The organism is Butyricicoccus faecihominis (genome assembly GCF_014648015.1).
GTDB lineage: Bacteria > Bacillota > Clostridia > Oscillospirales > Butyricicoccaceae > Agathobaculum > Agathobaculum butyriciproducens.
The window spans coordinates 221,789-239,274 of record NZ_BMQH01000001.1 but is presented as its reverse complement, the minus strand read 5'-3'; the positions used below and the strand labels follow the sequence as shown (position 1 = coordinate 239,274).

Sequence of the window (17,486 nt, the reverse complement as noted above, 5' to 3'; positions counted from 1 at the left end):
GGAGATTGCAGAGTAGAGAGACAGCGAAACCGTTTCGTTATCTTCACTCTTAACTCTCCACTCTTCACTCTGATAGAAGGAGATTACACATAAATGTCTGAATATATTAAGATTTCACCGGAGATTCGTGCGCTCGGCCGTGAGGCTGAACGCGAGATCCGTCCGTATTTCGAGCGTCTCGAGGAGATCTGTGACCGCAACACCGAGAAGGTGTTGGCGGCATTTGCGAAGAACCGTGTATCCGACAACCTGTTTGCCGGTACGACCGGCTATGGCTACGATGACTACGGCCGTGACACGCTCGACAAGATCTACGCCGATATTTTCGGCACCGAGGCCGCACTCGTGCGTATCGGCTTTGTAAACGGCACGCACGCGCTGTCCTGCGCGATGTTTTCCGCCGTCAAGACCGGCGACACCGTGCTGTCCGTCACCGGCCCGGCGTATGATACGCTGCAGAACACCATCACCGGCGATTACTGCGGCAGCATGAAAAGCTACGGCATCGGCTACAGGCAGGTTGACCTCAAGAACGGCGAACCTGACCTGCCTGCCATCAAGGCAGCGGCTGCAGATGAGAATATCAAGCTGGTATTCATCCAGCGCAGCCGCGGCTACGGCGTCCGCAAGACACTCTCCGTTGAGGAGATCGGCGAAATCTGCAAGGCCGTGCGTGAGGTCAATACGACTGCAGCGATCATGGTCGATAACTGCTACGGTGAATTCACTGAGGAGATCGAGCCGACGCAGGTCGGTGCGGACATCATCGCAGGCTCGCTCATCAAGAATCCGGGCGGCGGTCTGGCCCCGACCGGCGGCTATATTGCAGGCCGTGCGGATCTGGTCGAGAACGCCTCCTATAAGCTGACCGCACCCGGCATCGGCGGTGAATGCGGCTGTACGATGGGTCAGAACCGCCTGCTGTATCAGGGCTTGTTCATGGCGCCGCATGTCACCATGCAGGCCATCAAGACCGCGATGTTCTGCGCAAAGGTCATGGAAAAGCTCGGTTACGAGGTAAGCCCGAAGGCAGAGGAGCCGCGTTACGACATCATCCAGACCATCGCGTTCGGTGCGCCTGACCCGCTGCGCCGCTTCTGTGAGGGCATTCAGGCCGGTGCACCTGTCGATTCCTATGTAACGCCGGAGCCGTGGGCAATGCCGGGTTACGATGATCAGGTTATCATGGCTGCAGGCGCGTTCGTGCAGGGCGCGTCCATTGAGCTTTCCGCCGATGCACCGATGCGCGAGCCGTATGTCTGCTATATGCAGGGCGGCCTGACGTATGAGTCCGGCAAGCTGGGTATTTTGCTTGCTGCAGATAAAATTACCAAGGCAAAGGCACAGTAATGGAGAATTGAGAATGGAAAATGGAGAATGATGTTATTCTGCATTTTTCAATTCCTCATTTTTCATGCGAAATCGGTTGACAAAGCGCGGATATGAGCGTTATAATAAATTTGTATTTATTAAGTTATAGGCAATGACGGAAATCCTGTTTTCCGAAAAGCATTTATCAGAGAGCGTGCGCCACGGCTGCAAGCACACGCAATGCGGAGAAAACAGTACCGATTCCCGAGCCGCACAGCGGAAAACCGCAGTATGCTGTGCCGTGTCGTTCGCGTTAAGAACTCCGAGCGGCAGTCCTTCAAGGGACTGCAAGCAGGGTGGAACCGTGGGCAAGCGCTCACCCCTGAATTTACCAGGGGTGAGCGCTTTTTTGTTGCTGTGCAGCAAAATGTAATGTGTTACATCTAATTAGTAATTACTAACTACTAATTCACAAGAAAGGTCTGAATAAAAGTGTCCGAAGATAACAAGTACACGTTTGAGAACAAGGAATACCGAGACACCTACCGTCACACGGTATCGCACATTCTCGCGCAGGCAGTAAAGCGCCTGTATCCGGAGGTCAAGCTGGCCATCGGTCCGTCCATCGACAACGGCTTCTACTACGATTTTGATGCGCCGTTCTCCTTCACGCAGGAGCACCTCGATGCTCTCGAGGCAGAGATGCGTAAGATCTGCAAGGAGAAGGAGAAGCTTGAGCGCTTCGAGCTGCCGCGCGCGGAAGCCATCAAGTTCATGGAAGAGCGCGAGGAGCCGTACAAGGTAGAACTGATTAACGATCTGCCGGAGGACGCTACCATTTCCTTCTACAAGCAGGGCGAGTTCACCGACCTGTGCGCAGGCCCGCATCTGGACTCCACCGGCCGCGTAAAGGGCAACGGCATCAAGCTGATGAACGTCACCGGCGCTTACTGGCGCGGCGATTCCTCCAAGAAGATGCTCCAGCGCATCTACGGCACCGCATTCCCGAAGAAGGACGAACTCGACCAGTACCTCAACATGCTGGAGGAAGCGAAGAAGCGTGACCACCGCAAGCTGGGCAAGGAGCTCGGCCTGTTCATGCTGACCGAGGAAGGCCCCGGCTTCCCGTTCTTCCTGCCGAACGGCATGACCCTCAAGAACACCCTCATCGACTACTGGCGCGAGGTACACAAGCGCTACGGCTACGTTGAGGTCTCCACCCCGATGATCCTCAACCGCAAGCTGTGGGAGCGCTCCGGTCACTGGGATCACTACAAGCAGAACATGTACACCACCGTCATCGATGACGAGGATTACGCAATCAAGCCGATGAACTGCCCGGGCGGTATGCTGGTCTACAAGGCTCAGCCGCACTCCTACAAGGAGCTGCCGCTGCGTGTCGGCGAGCTGGGTCTGGTACACCGTCATGAGCTGTCCGGCGCACTGCACGGTCTGTTCCGTGTGCGCTGCTTCACGCAGGATGACGCGCACATCTTCATGACCTGGGACCAGATGAAGGACGAGATCAAGAACGTTGTCCGTCTGTTCGATGAGGTTTACTCCACCTTTGGCCTGACCTATCAGATCGAGCTGTCTACCATGCCGGAGGATCACATGGGCGACCTCAAGGACTGGCAGTTCGCTGAGAAGACCCTCGCAGAAGCAATCACCGAGATTGGCAAGGACTACGTTGTCAACGAGGGCGACGGCGCGTTCTACGGCCCGAAGCTGGACTTCCATCTGGCAGACTCCATCGGCCGTACCTGGCAGTGCGGCACCATCCAGCTGGATATGCAGCTGCCCGAGCGTTTCGAGCTTGAGTACACCGGCGCAGACGGCGAGAAGCACCGTCCGGTTATGATCCACCGCGTTGTCCTCGGCTCTATTGAGCGCTTCATCGGCGTTATCACCGAGCATTTTGCAGGCGCATTCCCGACCTGGCTCGCACCGGAGCAGGTTCGCGTTATGCCGATGACCGATCGCAATATTCCGTGCGCACAGGAGGTTGTTAAGCAGCTGACCGATAAGGGCTTCCGCGTAACCATGGACGAGCGTAACGAGAAGATTGGCTATAAGATCCGCGAAGCACAGGTTCACAAGGTTCCGTATATGATCGTCATTGGCGACAAGGACGAGGAAAAGGGTGTTATCTCGGTTCGTACCCGCAAGACCGGCGAGACCACCGCTATGGAGACCGGCGAGTTTATCGAGAAGCTCGCATATGAGGTTGAGAATAAGCTGAAGTAAGCAGCAAAACGGAGAGCGGAAGCTGTATTCCGTTCTCCGTCACAATAGAATAAAGGTTCATAGAGTTTTGTCATGTATGCAGGGAGGGTGCAACATGAAAAAATTTGTTTTCGCGTGTCTGATGGCAGGTCTGATGACTTGTGCCGCCGGTGCGGCACAGGTTGGTACGATCAACAACAGCTATCCCGGCGATACCGAAGCGCAGGCGCAGATGCTTTACGATCTCGGGCTGTTTAAAGGCACCGACAAGGGCTTTGCGCTGGAGAAATCCATGACCCGCGCAGAGGCCTCGGTGATGCTGACCCGCCTGCTTGGCGCAGAAAAGACCGCGCTGGCAGGAAACTGGAAGCATCCGTTTACCGATGTACCGCAGTGGGCGGACAAATACGTCGGCTGGCTGTATCAGAATGGTTTGACCAAGGGCGTTTCCGCGACACTGTACGGCTCGCAGCGCAATGTCACCTGCGACCAGTATTGCATTTTTCTGACGCGGGCACATTTGGATGCGGACAGCTATCAGGGTACGGCTTTTGTCGATAACGATGAGGTACGGCAGACGGATGAGGAGGGCTTTATCCGCGGAGATGCGGTTTCGCTCTCGGCGCGGCTGCTCAGTACGAACTACGCGAAAAATGGCGATGAAAGCGACCGCAGTGTGGCGGAAAAGCTGATCGACGACGGCGTTTTCACGGCGGAACAGTTCAAAAATGCGGCATGGGACGTTCTGCCGCGTGATTACAGCAATGATTACCAGTACGATGGCAAATGGAACCTGATTGCTTCGCCATTCGTCTGCCAGATTGCAGATGTGACAGTGGCGCAGTGTCCGATTGATGGCGTGCAGCCTGTCAGCGGTACAGACCGTTATGCGCAGAGTGATATGAGGCAGTCGGACTTGATCCTGTACTTCATGGACAGCAAGACGATGGCGCTGACGCAAGTGCTCTCGCTGCCGAAAGAAAGTTCTGTGGAATATCTCGGCAGCGCCGGAGAAACCGACTATCTGTTGATATTCAACAAGGAAACGGAAACGTATTCGCTGTGCTCGGTACGCAGCGATACGGTCAAAACCGAACTGACTCTGACCGAAGCACAGCAGCAGCGGGCAGAACGCACTGTTTATCAGAGCGCACACGGCTGCATCATCTGCACGGACGAGACGACCAGTTATAAGCTCACTGAAACAGGGGTGGAGCCGTTGGGCGTGGCAGCGGGTATCTGCCGGCTGACGGATGACGGCATGACTGTTACGCAGAAATGTACGGCGGACGAGACCGTGCTGACGGCGTATAACTGGGACGGTCAAAAGACAGACCGCTATACCATCTCGAATGCGTATCAGTCGGATGATGCCGAGGTGCGCAAGCATTTTGCACCGCAGATATTTGGCAGTGACGGTGTGCTGTTCTGGGGCACAGCCGGGCTGTACCGCGAAGAGAACGGCCGTCTGGTACAGGTGACAGACTCTCCGGTCATCGGCGTAAAGCAGGATGCCGATGGGGCTTATTATGCTGTTTCCTGCGATAAATCTGAGCGGACGGAATACTATTCGGATGGTATCGGATACATGGCCGGTGATATGCTCGTGCGTATCGCGCCGGATGGAACGCAGACCACGCTTGCAACACTCGATGACATTCTGATCGACGAGGTAAAGACGGTCAAAAGCGGTGCTGTTCGCTTCACAATCGCTATTCCGACAGAGGGCCATAGAAGCGGACACTATACCTGCCTGTTGAAAGACGGAAATATTACCGTTCGGTCGGCAACCGATGATGTATTCTACATCTGGGGCAACGATGCGCTGGAAAACGAACAAGAGAAAATAGATAAGATTATTGCGAACCAGAAAGGTGAAGAATAATGGCAGAAAAGAAAAAGCTGGTCAGCGAGATCACGTCCATGGACGTGGACTTCGCGCAGTGGTACACAGATATTGTTAAAAAGGCTGAAATGGCCGATTATTCGTCTGTAAAGGGCTGTATCATCATGCGTCCGTACGCACAGGCGCTGTGGGAGAACATCCAGCACACGCTGGACGGCATGTTCAAGGAGACCGGTCACGAGAACGTGGCAATGCCGATCTTTATCCCGGAAAGCCTGCTGCAGAAGGAAGCCGACCACGTTGAAGGCTTCGCGCCGGAGTGTGCATGGGTAACACACGGCGGCAACGACAAGCTGGAGGAGCGTCTGTGCGTTCGTCCGACCTCGGAGACGCTGTTCTGCGAGCATTACGCAAAGATCGTTCGCTCCTGGCGCGACCTGCCGAAGCTGTACAACCAGTGGTGCTCGGTTGTCCGCTGGGAAAAGACCACCCGTCCGTTCCTGCGCAGCCGTGAGTTCTGGTGGCAGGAGGGTCATACCGTTCATGCTACCGCTGAGGAGGCTATGGAAGAGACTCTGCGCATGCTGAACATCTACGCGAAGTTCTTCGAGGAATGGCTGGCCATTCCGGTCGTTAAGGGCGAAAAGACCGAGAAGGAGCGCTTCGCCGGTGCAGAGAATACCTACACCATCGAGGCTATGATGCACGACTGCAAGGCTCTGCAGTCCGGTACCTCGCACTACTTCGGTGATGGCTTTGCACGCGCATTCGGCATGCAGTACACCGATAAGAACAACACCCTGCAGTATATGTATCAGACCTCTTGGGGCGTTTCCACCCGTATCATCGGCGCGATCATCATGACGCACGGTGATAACGAGGGTCTGGTTCTGCCGCCGCGCATCGCTCCGACCCAGCTGGTTGTTATTCCGGTTGCGGCTCACAAGGAAGGCGTCAAGGAGAAGGCAACCGAGCTGTACGAGCAGGTCAAGGCAGCGGGTATCCGTGCCAAGATCGACCTGAGCGACAATACCCCGGGTTGGAAGTTTGCCGAGTACGAGATGAAGGGCATTCCGCTTCGTCTGGAGGTTGGTCCGCGCGATATCGCTGAGGGTCAGTGCGTACTGGTTCGCCGCGACACCCGCGAAAAGACCGTTGTTAAGTTCGAGGATCTCGAAAAGACCATTCCGGCACTGCTGGAGGATATCCAGAAGTCGCTGTATGAGAAGGCGCTCGCAAACCGCGAGGCGCATACCTATACCGCAAAGTCTCTTGACGAGATGAAGTCCATCCTTGCTGAGCACACCGGCTTTATCAAGTCCATGTGGTGCGGCGACCTCGCCTGCGAGGAGAAGGTCAAGGAAGAGACCGGTATGCCGAGCCGCTGCATGCCGTTCGAGCAGGAGCACATCGCAGATACCTGTCCGGTCTGTGGCAAGCCTGCAAACAAGATGGTTGTCTGGGGCATCGCGTACTAAGCGAAGTCTCAGAACCAAAAAACTGCACAGGAAAAGTCCCTCATCAGTCGATGAGGGACTTTTTGCACCAATAGAGAAATTTTTCAGCAGATCGAACGGTTTGTGCGGCAGTGAAAGGCTATTTACTGGTTCTGATAGTAACACAAGTAGCGGCTCAAATATTCATTGACATTCATAGTTTCGGTCAAGAGACCCGAACCGGAGTATCTCGAGCTGTACGCTATCCATCAGCCGCATGTCAACTGCTGCGCGTAAACGGGTAAAGATGATTATCTGCAGGAATTATTGCCGCTGCAGGAATTGTTATTGCCGCAGCCGCAGCCGCTGCGATTGTCATTTACGCCGGCACTGCCGGTGAACAGGCAGCCTGCCTTGTCGCTCTGCGGCGGGAAAAAGGCGTCGATAGGGAAGTCAAAGCTCGAGAAGATCTCGCACGGGTCCTGCTCACCGCCGACACCGCTGTTCGAGCAGTCGCGCCGCGGCAGACATACGTCGTAAGCGGGCATGAGCAATTGGATGTCGCGCTCGAGCCGGATGATCGAGAACTGACCGAGGGTTACGAACAGCTGATAGCCATCGTTGCTGAGCACGAGATCGTCACCGCCGAAGCACGAGCAGATTGAACGGGGTACTTCGTGCAGAGCGCAGCAGCAGCAGTTGCAGCTGGTTTCCGGCGCTACCACACGCGCGTCCAGCATGATCGGATCAACGACTTCTACGACTGCAGTCGGCTTGTTGCTGTCAGGCCGCAGCTGCACATCGCGGCCGTCCTCGATATATTGCGAAGAAAAGATGCGCGCGCCGCCTTCACCGCCGAACAGTACAACGCGTTTGTCAAATACCGCCAGACCGTCCACAATACGCGGACGACCGATTACGCAGCTGATTTCACATTCAATGCGGTAGAAAAAGCGGATATCAACGCTGTAGAAACCTCGATTAAACTGAATCCGCTCAACATCAATAGAAACACAGAGCAGTTCTGCTTCACGCGGCTTCACAGATGCAATGCCGCCGGCATTGATCAGCTCCTGCGCATCGCGGGTGAGATACACGCGAATGTCACGCAGGCACTCCTTGCTGCGGCAGGAGTCATAAACCTTTTTGGTGTGGACGCAGACCGCTTCGCGGAAGCCGCCTGCACTGTTGCCGTTATTGCCGCCGATAGGACCCGGGCAGCAAACTTTTTCAGCCATGTATATTACCTCCAAACAAAAATTGAAGCAACTTCAGTATCAATCTATTCGGAGATTTTCCGGGGTGTTACATTAAGAAGTCCCTCTGTACCTTCAATACAGGGGGACTTCCGTCAAAGAGGGAGGGGGCTGCTTTATACGTCCATCCAGACGCCTCCGGCCTTATGGCTGCGCACACAGGCATCGACAAAGCGAACGCCGAGCACGCCGTCCGCCACAGTCGGAAAGGTGTCGGTCGTGTTCTCACGACCTGCCTTGCGATCGGAGAGCACATTGCAGAACGAACGGTAAATATTCGAGAACGCCTCGATAAAGCCTTCATTATGGCCTGCACCGACGCGGGAAAGCCGCGTGCTGGCATCGAGCAGATAGTCTGCACCGGCGGACAGCCGCTGACTCGGCTGGCTGCGCGGCGTGTAGATCAGGTGGTCGCAGTCGGTCGCGGTCCATTCGAGCGAGCCTTCGGTGCCGATGACGTAGATGCCGCTGTCACACTCGTGTCCAATCGCAATCTGGGATGCCCAGAGCGTACCGGTTACGCCGCCCCCGAAATCCATCAGCACATTTACATTGGTATCGAGCGGCAGATCACGCGGATAGGTATCCATCATCGCCAGCACGCGCTTGACGTGCAGACCGGTAAACTGCGTTACCATCTGCTCTGCATGTGTGCCGAGATCGTTTGCACACAGCGAGGAACCGACCTTTTTCGGCTGAAAACGCCATGCCGAGGTGTCCACCTTGCCATCAACCGCACCGGAAATGACCCAGTCCTCCGGATGCTGCACGCGGACGTGCAGAATATCGCCGATTACACCTGCGCGAATCATCTCACGCGCCTGACGGATGAGCGCATAGCCGGTGTACGAATACGTTATGCCGAACAGCAGACCGCGCTCCTCTGCAATGCGGGCAAGTTCCTCGGCTTCCTCAGTGCGGAGCGCAAGCGGCTTGTCGCATATAACGTGGATGTCATGCTCAAGAAAGCACTTTGCAATCTCGTAATGCATATCGTTTGCCGTCATGATGGAGACAAAATCAATACCGTCCTCACGCGCGGACTCCTTGTCTGCCATTTCGTGAAAATCCGCATACACGCGGCTGGTGTCAGGCAGGTGATACGCCTCAGCGGTCGCGCGGTTCTTATCCATGCTGCGGGAGAAGCAGCCGCAGACCAACTCGGCGGAATCGTCCAGCATAGCGCCCCAGCGGTGGAATTTGCCGATGTATGAACCAAGCCCGCCGCCGATCATACCAAATTTCAGCATAAGTAATTACTCCTTACATTTTACATATCAAAGTTTACGGCCGCTACCTTTCCCGAGGTCTGCGATGCGATCATTGCATCCGCGATGCAGCAGGCTGCAAAGCCGTCCTTGCTGCCCGGACCTGCGGTCGGCTCAATGCCGCGCAGATGGTTGATCCAGTGCTGCAGCTCATTATCATAAGCCTTCGGGAAACGTTCTGCCCAGTTGTCTATAATCTCATTGCCGACCTTGAGACGCGAACGGACGATTGGTTCTGCGGGCAGCGGCAGACGGATTGTGCCCTTTTCACATACAATTTCCATGCCGATCTCGTAGCCGTAATAGCTGTTGACCGAGCATTCCACGTCAATCAGGATGTTGCTCTCGGTCCACATGAGCGCCAGCTGTGGGTCATTCAGACCGTCAGCAGCGAACGCGGTGTTGCGTGCCGCCAGCATTTGACCGCGGACAAGCTCCTCGCCAAACAGCCAGCGAAACTGGTCGATCTCGTGGATGAGCACATTAGTTACCTGCATGGCGTTGGTAAATCCGGCTGCGATGCGCGGCGTGCGGCTGATGCAGTGCGCCATCAGCGGCTTGCCCAGCTCACCGGAATCCAGAATGGCCTTGATCTTACGGTAATCCGGGTCATAGCGGCGCATAAAGCCGACCTGCACCAGATTCCTGCCGGCAGCCTGCTCAATGCGGACAATCTCGGCGCAGTCCGCCTTGGTGGTTGCCAACGGCTTTTCGCAGAATACCGGCTTGCCGGCTGCGATGGCCTTGTTAGTCATCTCGGCATGAACGCCGTCCCACGCAGTGATGACGATAGCGTCAACCTTGTCGGATGCGATGAGCGCGTCCACGCTCTCCATACTCTCCGCACCGTATGCAGCAGCGAGCGCATCCGTCTTTTCCTTATTGATATCGTACAGCGCGGTGACAGCAACGCCGTCGATCCGCTTGGTCAGTCGCTTGAGGTGCTCCTGACCGATAGAGCCGCCCGCACCGATGATACCTGCCGAAATCGTTTTCTTCTCCATGATCTGTGCCTCCTTTTGTTCTGCGTGGCTCACTTTATGCCTCTATTATAGAACAAAATTGCATAAAGTTACGTCAGAAAATTAACCTGTTCTATGCAGAAATTAACATCAGAAGTTTATGGAGCGGAATTTACTCGGCGTCATTTTCTCGCGGCTGCGGAATACGCGGGAAAAGTGGCTTGCGCTGTTGAAGCCGCTCTGCTCGGCGATCTGCTCGATGGAGAGCGCCGAACCGGTCAGCAGCACCTTTGCGTGACGCAGACGCTGCTCCTGCAGATAATCATGCGGACGGAAGCCGATGTACCTGGCAAAACAGCGAATGAGATGCGTGACACTTACATGGCACAAATCGGCAAGTGTTTCGAGCGTGACCTCTTCCTAGAAGTGCTCAGCGATATACTCGACCGCCGGACGAATCACCTCGGGAATATCCGGCTTGGTGTCCGGCGCGGCAAGACAGCACAGCACGGATTGGACGCCGACCGAAATGCGGTGCTCATTGTACACCTGCTTGTCACCGTAGTAGAAAATCTGCTCAAAATACGGGAGAATCTCATGATTCCCATCAAAGCAGATGCCGGTGCCGCCGGTCAGCAGCCGGACATAAGCCGCGCTTTCGCCGCCGGAAAAGTGAAACCAGAGGAGCTCGGTCGACCCGGTGACGTAATACCGGTGGGGAAGGCGGCAGTTCATGGTAGCGTCTGTATTGGATAAGGTACTACAGATGCTCCCGCGCAAACGGAGATGGAATGGTAAAGTCCACATACGACGAGAGCGGCAGGCCTTTGTCGGGTGGTTTCACAGGCATCACCTCCATGAGAGTATACAAAAATTATAATGCGGATTTGCTCAAAGAGTAAGAGCCTATCCGGCAGATTGTCTGAAATGCACATGGAAAACGGGGGATTAACCCATCAAATCCTCATCGGTGACGAAAAACTCGTTGTCGAGTTCCGCGCACCGACGGTCAAGCTCCGAGGTCGTGCCGAGCGTGCGGCGCACGGCATCGTACTCGGCTTTCGCGCGGTTGTTTGCCTTGCCGGTTCGCGTTGCGCGGATGAGCAGGTTTTTCGGGGTATCGAGCGGCGAAATATACTCAACGACAGACACCTTGTAGCCTTCGGCTTCCAGTTTGAGCGCACGCATGCTGTCGGTCAGCACATCGTTAAAGCGCGCCTTGAATACGCCGAATTTGGTCAGCGGCTCGAGTCCGGGCATGGTGTACTGATCGAGCAGTTCCTTGTGGCAGCACGGCACGCATGCGATGTATTTCGCCTTGGCGCGGATTGCCGTACCGAGCGCAAGGTCGGTCGCAATATCGCACGCGTGCAGCGAAATCACAGCGGTAACGTTTTTCGGCGGCTGATATGTCCGCAGATCCGCACAAATGAATGTCATGTTGTGGTAGCCGAGACGCTTCGCCATCGCACGGCTCTCGTCAATAACGTGCTCCTTGATATCCACGCCGATAACGCGGCAGCGACGATGCAGCACCTCGTGGATATAGTAATTCATGACAAAGCTGAGGTAGGACTTGCCGCAGGCGCAGTCCAGCAGCACAATTTCGTCGCTGTCATCCTGCTCGAACATCGGCGCAACCAGTTCGACGTAGTGGTCGATCTGATTGTACTTGCGGATCATGTCGTTTTTCAGCTTGCCGTCTGCGGTTAGGATGCCGATCTCGCGCAGCAGCGCTGCCGCCTGATCGACACGAATGAGGTACTGCCGGCCGCTGTCGAGCAGCGGATTGGCGGCAGCCGCCTTTTCCTCGGCGGTCGCTTCGCGCTCGGCCTGCTTCATCTGCACGCCGCGTGCCGTCACGGACAGCGTAACAACCGTGCTGCGCTCGGTGTAGGTGAGCACGCTCTCGTCGTATTTCTCGGCCTGCTCGGCAAAGAAGGTACAGAATTCAGCCGCGTCTACGCGGCGGTCGCTGCCCTGAAAATGCAGCGTGTAGTCCTCGTCCGCGCGGGACAGCTTTGCGTCAAATTTCTTTTTGCCGGAAACCAGAGTACAGTCTGCCTGCACAAAAAAATCGCGGTTTTTGGTCAGCCGCGCTGAAATGCCTGCCAGCAGCAGCTTGAGCTTCGCGGAATCTCCCTTTTGCATGGATGTCACAACCTTTATTGTAATGTTTTTGTTTTAGTATAGCACAACGGAAAGCATTTCCGCAATTCCAAAGTATAATTTGTGGAAACGAGTGAGATAATATTACCGAAATCACAAAAGGAGGTCATTCTCTATGAGTAACGATCGCTGCAACAAGTCTATCCACTGCACGGTGGAGCAGTGCGCAAACCATTGTCCGACCGCTTCTTACTGTGCGCTGGACAGCATTACCGTTGGCACGCACGAGGCTAATCCAACGGTGGATCAGTGCACCGACTGTAAGTCCTTCCAGCGAAAGTGCTGCTGATTTCCCCTCGCAATGCCGAAAAGGGAGCCGGATTTGTCCGACTCCCTTTTCGGGTTTACCTATTCGTTGGAATGCGCTGTGCTTTGACCTCGGAATCCTGCAGAACATATTGATTGAGCCACGCCACAAAGGCTTCCGCGCCGTCGAAGCAAAGTGCCTTTGTGCCGTCCGGCGCAGTAACCCAGTAATCATGCTCGGTCGATGACTGCAGCCATTTGTCAAATTCAGCCTGATAGACTCGCGCATTTTCGGCGACAAACGCCGGAACAGACAGCAGGCACTGACCGTTCTGTCCCAAATCCAGAAAAATAAACGAAGTGTTCTGCGACTGATTATTCATTCTCCATCCTCCATCTTCAACTCTCCATTTTAAGCTCCGGCATCACCACATGCCGCATGGTCAAGTAGCACGCCAGACCGCCGATGCAGTTGGACACCGGCTCTGCTGCAAATACGCCGCTCACGCCGAGATTCCAGCAGTACGGCAGCAGCAAAGTCAGGGGCACAACAATGAACGCCTTGCGCAAGAGAGAGAAGAACACCGCGTATTTCGCCCGGCCCAACGCGCGGAACGTACTCTGACCGGAATACTGGAACGCCATCATCACAAAGCCGAAAAAGTAAATGTGCAGCGCCGGAACAGCCGCCGCGACCAGTTCCGCGTCCTGATTGAAAATGCGGATGAACAGGGCAGGAAAGAGAGAGACCAGCATCCAGACAAGCATGGTGTACCCGATAGCAATCTGCGTCATAAACCGGATAGCGTCTCGGGTGCGCTTGTACAGACCGGCGCCGTAGTTGTAGCTGATGGCGGTAGATGCACCATCCGCGATGGCGAGCACCGGCGTCTGTGCGATCTGGCGCACGGAGTTAAGTACGGTCATGACGCTGATGTACAGGTCTCCGCCGAAACCGCGCAGCATGGAATTGCACGCCACCTGCACGAGCATATCCGTAAACGACATGACAAAGCTGGCGATGCCGAGCACGGTAATGTGCTGGATACAGTGCCAGTCCGGACAGAAACCGCGGAAATCCAGCTTTAACTCGGCTTTTTTGCCGGTTAAAAACTTGACAACCCATGCAGCAGACAGAAACTGCGACAGTACGGTTGCGATAGCAGCGCCGCGCACGCCGAGGTGCAGTGCGAAAATGAAAATCGGGTCGAGCACGATGTTGGCTGCCGCGCCGAGCGCCACGGTGAGCATGCCGATTCGGGCAAAGCCCTGACAGTTGATGTACGGATTGAGACCGAGCGACAGCATGACGCATAGCGTACCGAGCAAGTAAATCACGATGTACGAGGACGCATACGGGTACGTTACCTCACTGGCGCCGAACAGGTACAGCAGCGGGCGATGGAACGCGATGCCGAGCACGGTCAGCACGGCACCGCTCAGCAGCAACATAAAGCCGGCGTTGACCATGATGCCTTGTGCGCCTTCACGGTTGCCTTTGCCGCGCGCCATCGCGCAGAGCGGAGCACCGCCCAGTCCGAACAAATTGGCAAACGCGGTAATGAGCGTCACAAAAGGGAAGCACAAGCCGATACTCGCCAGCGCAAGCGTGCCCTCGCCGGGGATCTTGCCGATATAAATACGGTCTACAATATTATACAGCAGATTGAGCAGCTGCGCGATCAGCATCGGTGTGGCCACCGCAAGTATCCTGCGGCGGATGCTGCCCTGAGAAAAGTCGATTTGCTGCAAACGAATACAGTCCTTTCAAAATCAGAAAAAGCAGGGAGAAGTCCAAGCTTCTCCCTGCTTTATTGTATCACTGCTGCTGATTTTCGTCAAGAATCCAGCAAAATCAGTGCGCGGTACAGTATTTCGCACGCCGTTCGGCGGTCGAGCGGAGTTTCGGGATTCTGCGCCTGCGCCGAGGTGAGCACGGAGACCCGTTCAAGACGGCTCATTGCCGGCTGTGCCCAGTCCTGCGGCGAATGGTCGGACATCGACCAGGCGTACTGCACACCGCTCAGCGTGCCGTCAAGCAGGTGATCGAGCACCACGCCGGCTTCAGCGACTGTGATGGGTTTCTCGCCGCGAATCTCACTCACGCCGGAGGCGGTCGCGTAGCCGCTGACCAGTCCGTTTGCGGCTGCGGCGCTGATATACGGCTTGGCCCACGCAGAAAGTCCGCTGTCGTCCGCAAAATCGGTCTGTTCTGTCGGCGCAACGGACAGGTCTGCCGCGGCGGCTGTCATGGCGATGAACTCACTGCGTGTTACCGCTCGGCTGGGATGGAAAAACGCACAGCTGCCGATGGTTTCTCCGGTCATTACGCCTTTCTGCGCCAGATAGATCGCCGCGTAATGTGCCGGATCACCGTCCATGTCCGAGTAGGTGAGTCCGGTCTTATTCTTTTTGATTTCAATCGTGATAGCGGCAGGCTGCGCTGTATTGCCCTCGGCATCCACGGCGGTATAGCGGAAGCTGTCGCGTCCGGCTTTGCGGCCCGGTGTGTAATATAAGGTACTGCCCTCGATCTTCGCTGTGCCCAGCCGCGGCTTTTCGGTCAGTTGATAGAGCACAACGTCGTTATCCGCGTCGGTCGCGGACAGCCTGGCCTCCACGGCGATATCCACGCAGGTCTGCGCCGTGACCGGCTGCACCACCGGTGCATTGTCCGCCGCCTGTGCAGTTACTGCGGCAGCGCCGATCAGTCCCGCATAGGCGAGCACGGTTGCGAGCAGCACCGCAATGATGCGAATCTGCCTGTTTTTCAAAATCCTTCACCCTTTCCGGTCGTTTCTTCTATCGGAAAGTATGCACGCGGCTGTTAAATTTTATACCGGATCGGCAGAATTCCGGTCTGTGTATGTTTTCTTCCTGTCGGGAAACGGAAAATTCCGCAAAAGCCCTTGCCGAAAACGCAGAAATGTGGCATAATTCTATTATATATACATTGGGAAAACAGAAAGGAGATTGGCGATGGAAAATCATCAGCTTGTTCTGGTGCTCGACTTCGGCGGTCAGTACAATCAGCTGATTGCACGACGCGTCCGCGAACATAATGTTTACTGTGAGGTTAAGCCCTATAAGACCTCGATTGAGGAGATCAAGGCGCTCAATCCGATCGGCATCATCTTTACCGGCGGTCCGAACAGCGTTTACGAGGAAAAATCCCCGAAGTGTGATCCGGCTCTGTTCGAGCTGGGCGTACCGGTTCTGGGCATCTGCTACGGCTGTCAGCTTATGGCGCATACCCTCGGCGGCGAGGTAACCGCAGCGCAGGAGGATACGGCGCGCGAGTATGGCAAGACCGAGACCTTCTACAACACGGACTGCAAGCTGTTCAAGGGTCTGCCGGAGCAGGGCATTTCCTGGATGAGCCACGGCGACTACATGGCAAAGGTGCCGGAGGGCTTCGAGCTGGTCGCTCACACCGATATGTGCCCGACCGCTGCCATCGCTGACGAGAAGCGCGGCTTCTACGGCGTACAGTACCATCCGGAGGTAAACCACACCGAGAACGGTTCGCTCATGCTGAAGAACTTCCTTTATGAAGTCTGCCATGCAAAAGGCGACTGGACCATGGGTGACTACAAGAACAGCTCCATCAAGGCCATCCGCGAGAAGGTCGGCGACGGCAAGGTTCTGCTGGCGCTGTCCGGCGGCGTTGACTCCTCGGTTGCAGCGGCCCTGCTGGCTGAGGCAGTCGGCAATCAGCTGACCTGCGTATTCGTAGACCACGGTCTGATGCGTAAGAACGAGGGTGATGAGGTTGAGGCAGCTTTCTCCAAGTGGGACATCAACCTGATCCGCATGAACGAGGAGGACGCATTCCTCGGAGCTCTCAAGGGTCTGACCGATCCGGAGGACAAGCGCAAGGCCATCGGCGCACAGTTCATCCGCACGTTTGAGAAGATGGGCAAGCAGATCGGTGAGCAGGTCGGCAAGATCGACTATCTGGCACAGGGCACTATCTATCCGGACGTGATCGAGTCCGGCAAGGACGATGCCGCTGTCATCAAGAGCCACCACAACGTAGGCGGTCTGCCGGATTTCGTGGACTTCAAGGAGATCATTGAGCCGCTGCGCATGCTGTTCAAGGACGAAGTTCGTCAGCTCGGCTTTGAGCTGGGCCTGTCCGAGCAGCTGGTTATGCGTCAGCCGTTCCCGGGTCCGGGTCTCGGCATCCGTATTACCGGCGAGATCACCAAGGAGAAGTGCGACATTCTGCGTGAGGCAGACGCAATCTTCCGCGAGGAGATTGCAAATGCAGGTCTGGACAAGGAGATCAACCAGTATTTTGCCGTTCTGACCAACACCCGCACCGTAGGCGTTATGGGTGACAGCCGCACCTACGATTACGCACTCGCGCTGCGCGGCGTAACCACCAGCGACTTCATGACCGCTGACTGGGCGCGCATCCCGTACGAGGTGCTTGATAAGGCTTCCAGCCGTATCGTAAACGAGGTTGTCGGCGTAAACCGTATTGTGTATGATATTACCAGTAAGCCGCCGGCTACGATTGAGTGGGAATAATCTTCTCTGGCTAACACCTTGAAAACGCAAAAAAATTTTTGCAACACTTTTGTAACACGTTAGTAATTTTCGAATACGAAACATCCTAAAAAATTGGCCGCCAACTCGCTTGCCCATTCCGAGTTGGCGGCTTCTTTTTGTGTTAATGTGTATACACACAGTCAAATTATTATACAGACGAGTGGGATCCTGTCAAGATTTATGCGCAAAATTATTTGCAGACTCGATTA

15 protein-coding genes are annotated in these 17,486 nt (G+C 55.5%); 6 read left to right on the top strand and 9 right to left on the bottom strand.

What is annotated here, in order from left to right; all coding sequences use genetic code 11:
• Window positions 1-93 precede the first annotated feature (93 nt).
• The 4 genes from IEY11_RS01015 to proS all read left to right on the top strand — a co-directional run bounded on the left by IEY11_RS01015 (window position 94) and on the right by proS (window position 6,861).
• A complete protein-coding gene (locus tag IEY11_RS01015; protein ID WP_188885502.1) occupies window positions 94-1,350 on the top strand; it encodes a methionine gamma-lyase family protein in 1,257 nt (418 codons plus the stop codon).
• Window positions 1,351-1,803: 453 nt separating this feature from the next.
• Entirely contained in the window at window positions 1,804-3,558 is a 1,755-nt protein-coding gene (gene thrS / locus IEY11_RS01010; RefSeq protein WP_118358849.1) for a threonine--tRNA ligase, read from the top strand.
• Between the two features lie 94 nt (window positions 3,559-3,652).
• On the top strand, window positions 3,653-5,422 hold the full coding sequence (locus IEY11_RS01005) for an S-layer homology domain-containing protein (protein ID WP_188885501.1): 1,770 nt from the start codon (window positions 3,653-3,655) through the stop codon (window positions 5,420-5,422).
• Window positions 5,422-6,861, top strand: coding sequence for a proline--tRNA ligase (proS, locus tag IEY11_RS01000; RefSeq protein WP_110436840.1), 1,440 nt, complete (start codon window positions 5,422-5,424; stop codon window positions 6,859-6,861). The genes IEY11_RS01005 and proS overlap by 1 nt, the downstream gene beginning before the upstream one ends.
• Before the next feature lie 269 nt (window positions 6,862-7,130).
• Here proS and IEY11_RS00995 read toward each other — a convergent pair whose 3' ends face one another.
• From IEY11_RS00995 to IEY11_RS00970, 6 genes are all read right to left on the bottom strand, one after another.
• Complete coding sequence (locus IEY11_RS00995) at window positions 7,131-8,057, bottom strand: hypothetical protein (RefSeq protein ID WP_118285535.1); 927 nt, start codon at window positions 8,055-8,057, stop codon at window positions 7,131-7,133.
• A 134-nt stretch (window positions 8,058-8,191) separates the two neighbouring features.
• On the bottom strand, window positions 8,192-9,325 hold the full coding sequence (locus IEY11_RS00990; protein WP_188885500.1) for a Gfo/Idh/MocA family protein: 1,134 nt from the start codon (window positions 9,323-9,325) through the stop codon (window positions 8,192-8,194).
• 20 nt (window positions 9,326-9,345) lie between these two features.
• Entirely contained in the window at window positions 9,346-10,347 is a 1,002-nt protein-coding gene (locus IEY11_RS00985; RefSeq protein ID WP_188885499.1) for a Gfo/Idh/MocA family protein, read from the bottom strand.
• 108 nt (window positions 10,348-10,455) lie between these two features.
• Window positions 10,456-10,695, bottom strand: coding sequence for a helix-turn-helix domain-containing protein (locus IEY11_RS00980; protein ID WP_118479984.1), 240 nt, complete (start codon window positions 10,693-10,695; stop codon window positions 10,456-10,458).
• Between the two features lie 30 nt (window positions 10,696-10,725).
• A complete protein-coding gene (locus IEY11_RS00975) occupies window positions 10,726-11,040 on the bottom strand; it encodes a hypothetical protein (RefSeq protein WP_188885498.1) in 315 nt (104 codons plus the stop codon).
• Window positions 11,041-11,253: 213 nt separating this feature from the next.
• A complete protein-coding gene (locus IEY11_RS00970) occupies window positions 11,254-12,456 on the bottom strand; it encodes a class I SAM-dependent methyltransferase (protein WP_188885497.1) in 1,203 nt (400 codons plus the stop codon).
• Between the two features lie 133 nt (window positions 12,457-12,589).
• On the opposite strand from IEY11_RS00970, the gene IEY11_RS00965 reads away from it, so the two are divergent.
• Window positions 12,590-12,763, top strand: coding sequence for a DUF1540 domain-containing protein (locus IEY11_RS00965; RefSeq protein WP_118285538.1), 174 nt, complete (start codon window positions 12,590-12,592; stop codon window positions 12,761-12,763).
• Between the two features lie 55 nt (window positions 12,764-12,818).
• On the opposite strand, the gene IEY11_RS00960 is transcribed toward IEY11_RS00965, so the two are convergent.
• The 3 genes from IEY11_RS00960 to IEY11_RS00950 all read right to left on the bottom strand — a co-directional run bounded on the left by IEY11_RS00960 (window position 12,819) and on the right by IEY11_RS00950 (window position 15,494).
• A complete protein-coding gene (locus IEY11_RS00960) occupies window positions 12,819-13,103 on the bottom strand; it encodes a hypothetical protein (RefSeq protein WP_188885496.1) in 285 nt (94 codons plus the stop codon).
• 16 nt (window positions 13,104-13,119) lie between these two features.
• Window positions 13,120-14,472 carry an MATE family efflux transporter gene (locus IEY11_RS00955; protein ID WP_407926632.1) on the bottom strand — a complete coding sequence of 451 codons (1,353 nt, stop codon included), beginning with the start codon at window positions 14,470-14,472 and terminating at the stop codon, window positions 13,120-13,122.
• 86 nt (window positions 14,473-14,558) lie between these two features.
• On the bottom strand, window positions 14,559-15,494 hold the full coding sequence (locus tag IEY11_RS00950; RefSeq protein ID WP_118729483.1) for an S-layer homology domain-containing protein: 936 nt from the start codon (window positions 15,492-15,494) through the stop codon (window positions 14,559-14,561).
• 205 nt (window positions 15,495-15,699) lie between these two features.
• Here IEY11_RS00950 and guaA point away from each other — a divergent pair, with 205 nt between their 5' ends.
• A complete protein-coding gene (gene guaA / locus IEY11_RS00945; protein WP_117491254.1) occupies window positions 15,700-17,256 on the top strand; it encodes a glutamine-hydrolyzing GMP synthase in 1,557 nt (518 codons plus the stop codon).
• Window positions 17,257-17,486 lie beyond the last annotated feature (230 nt).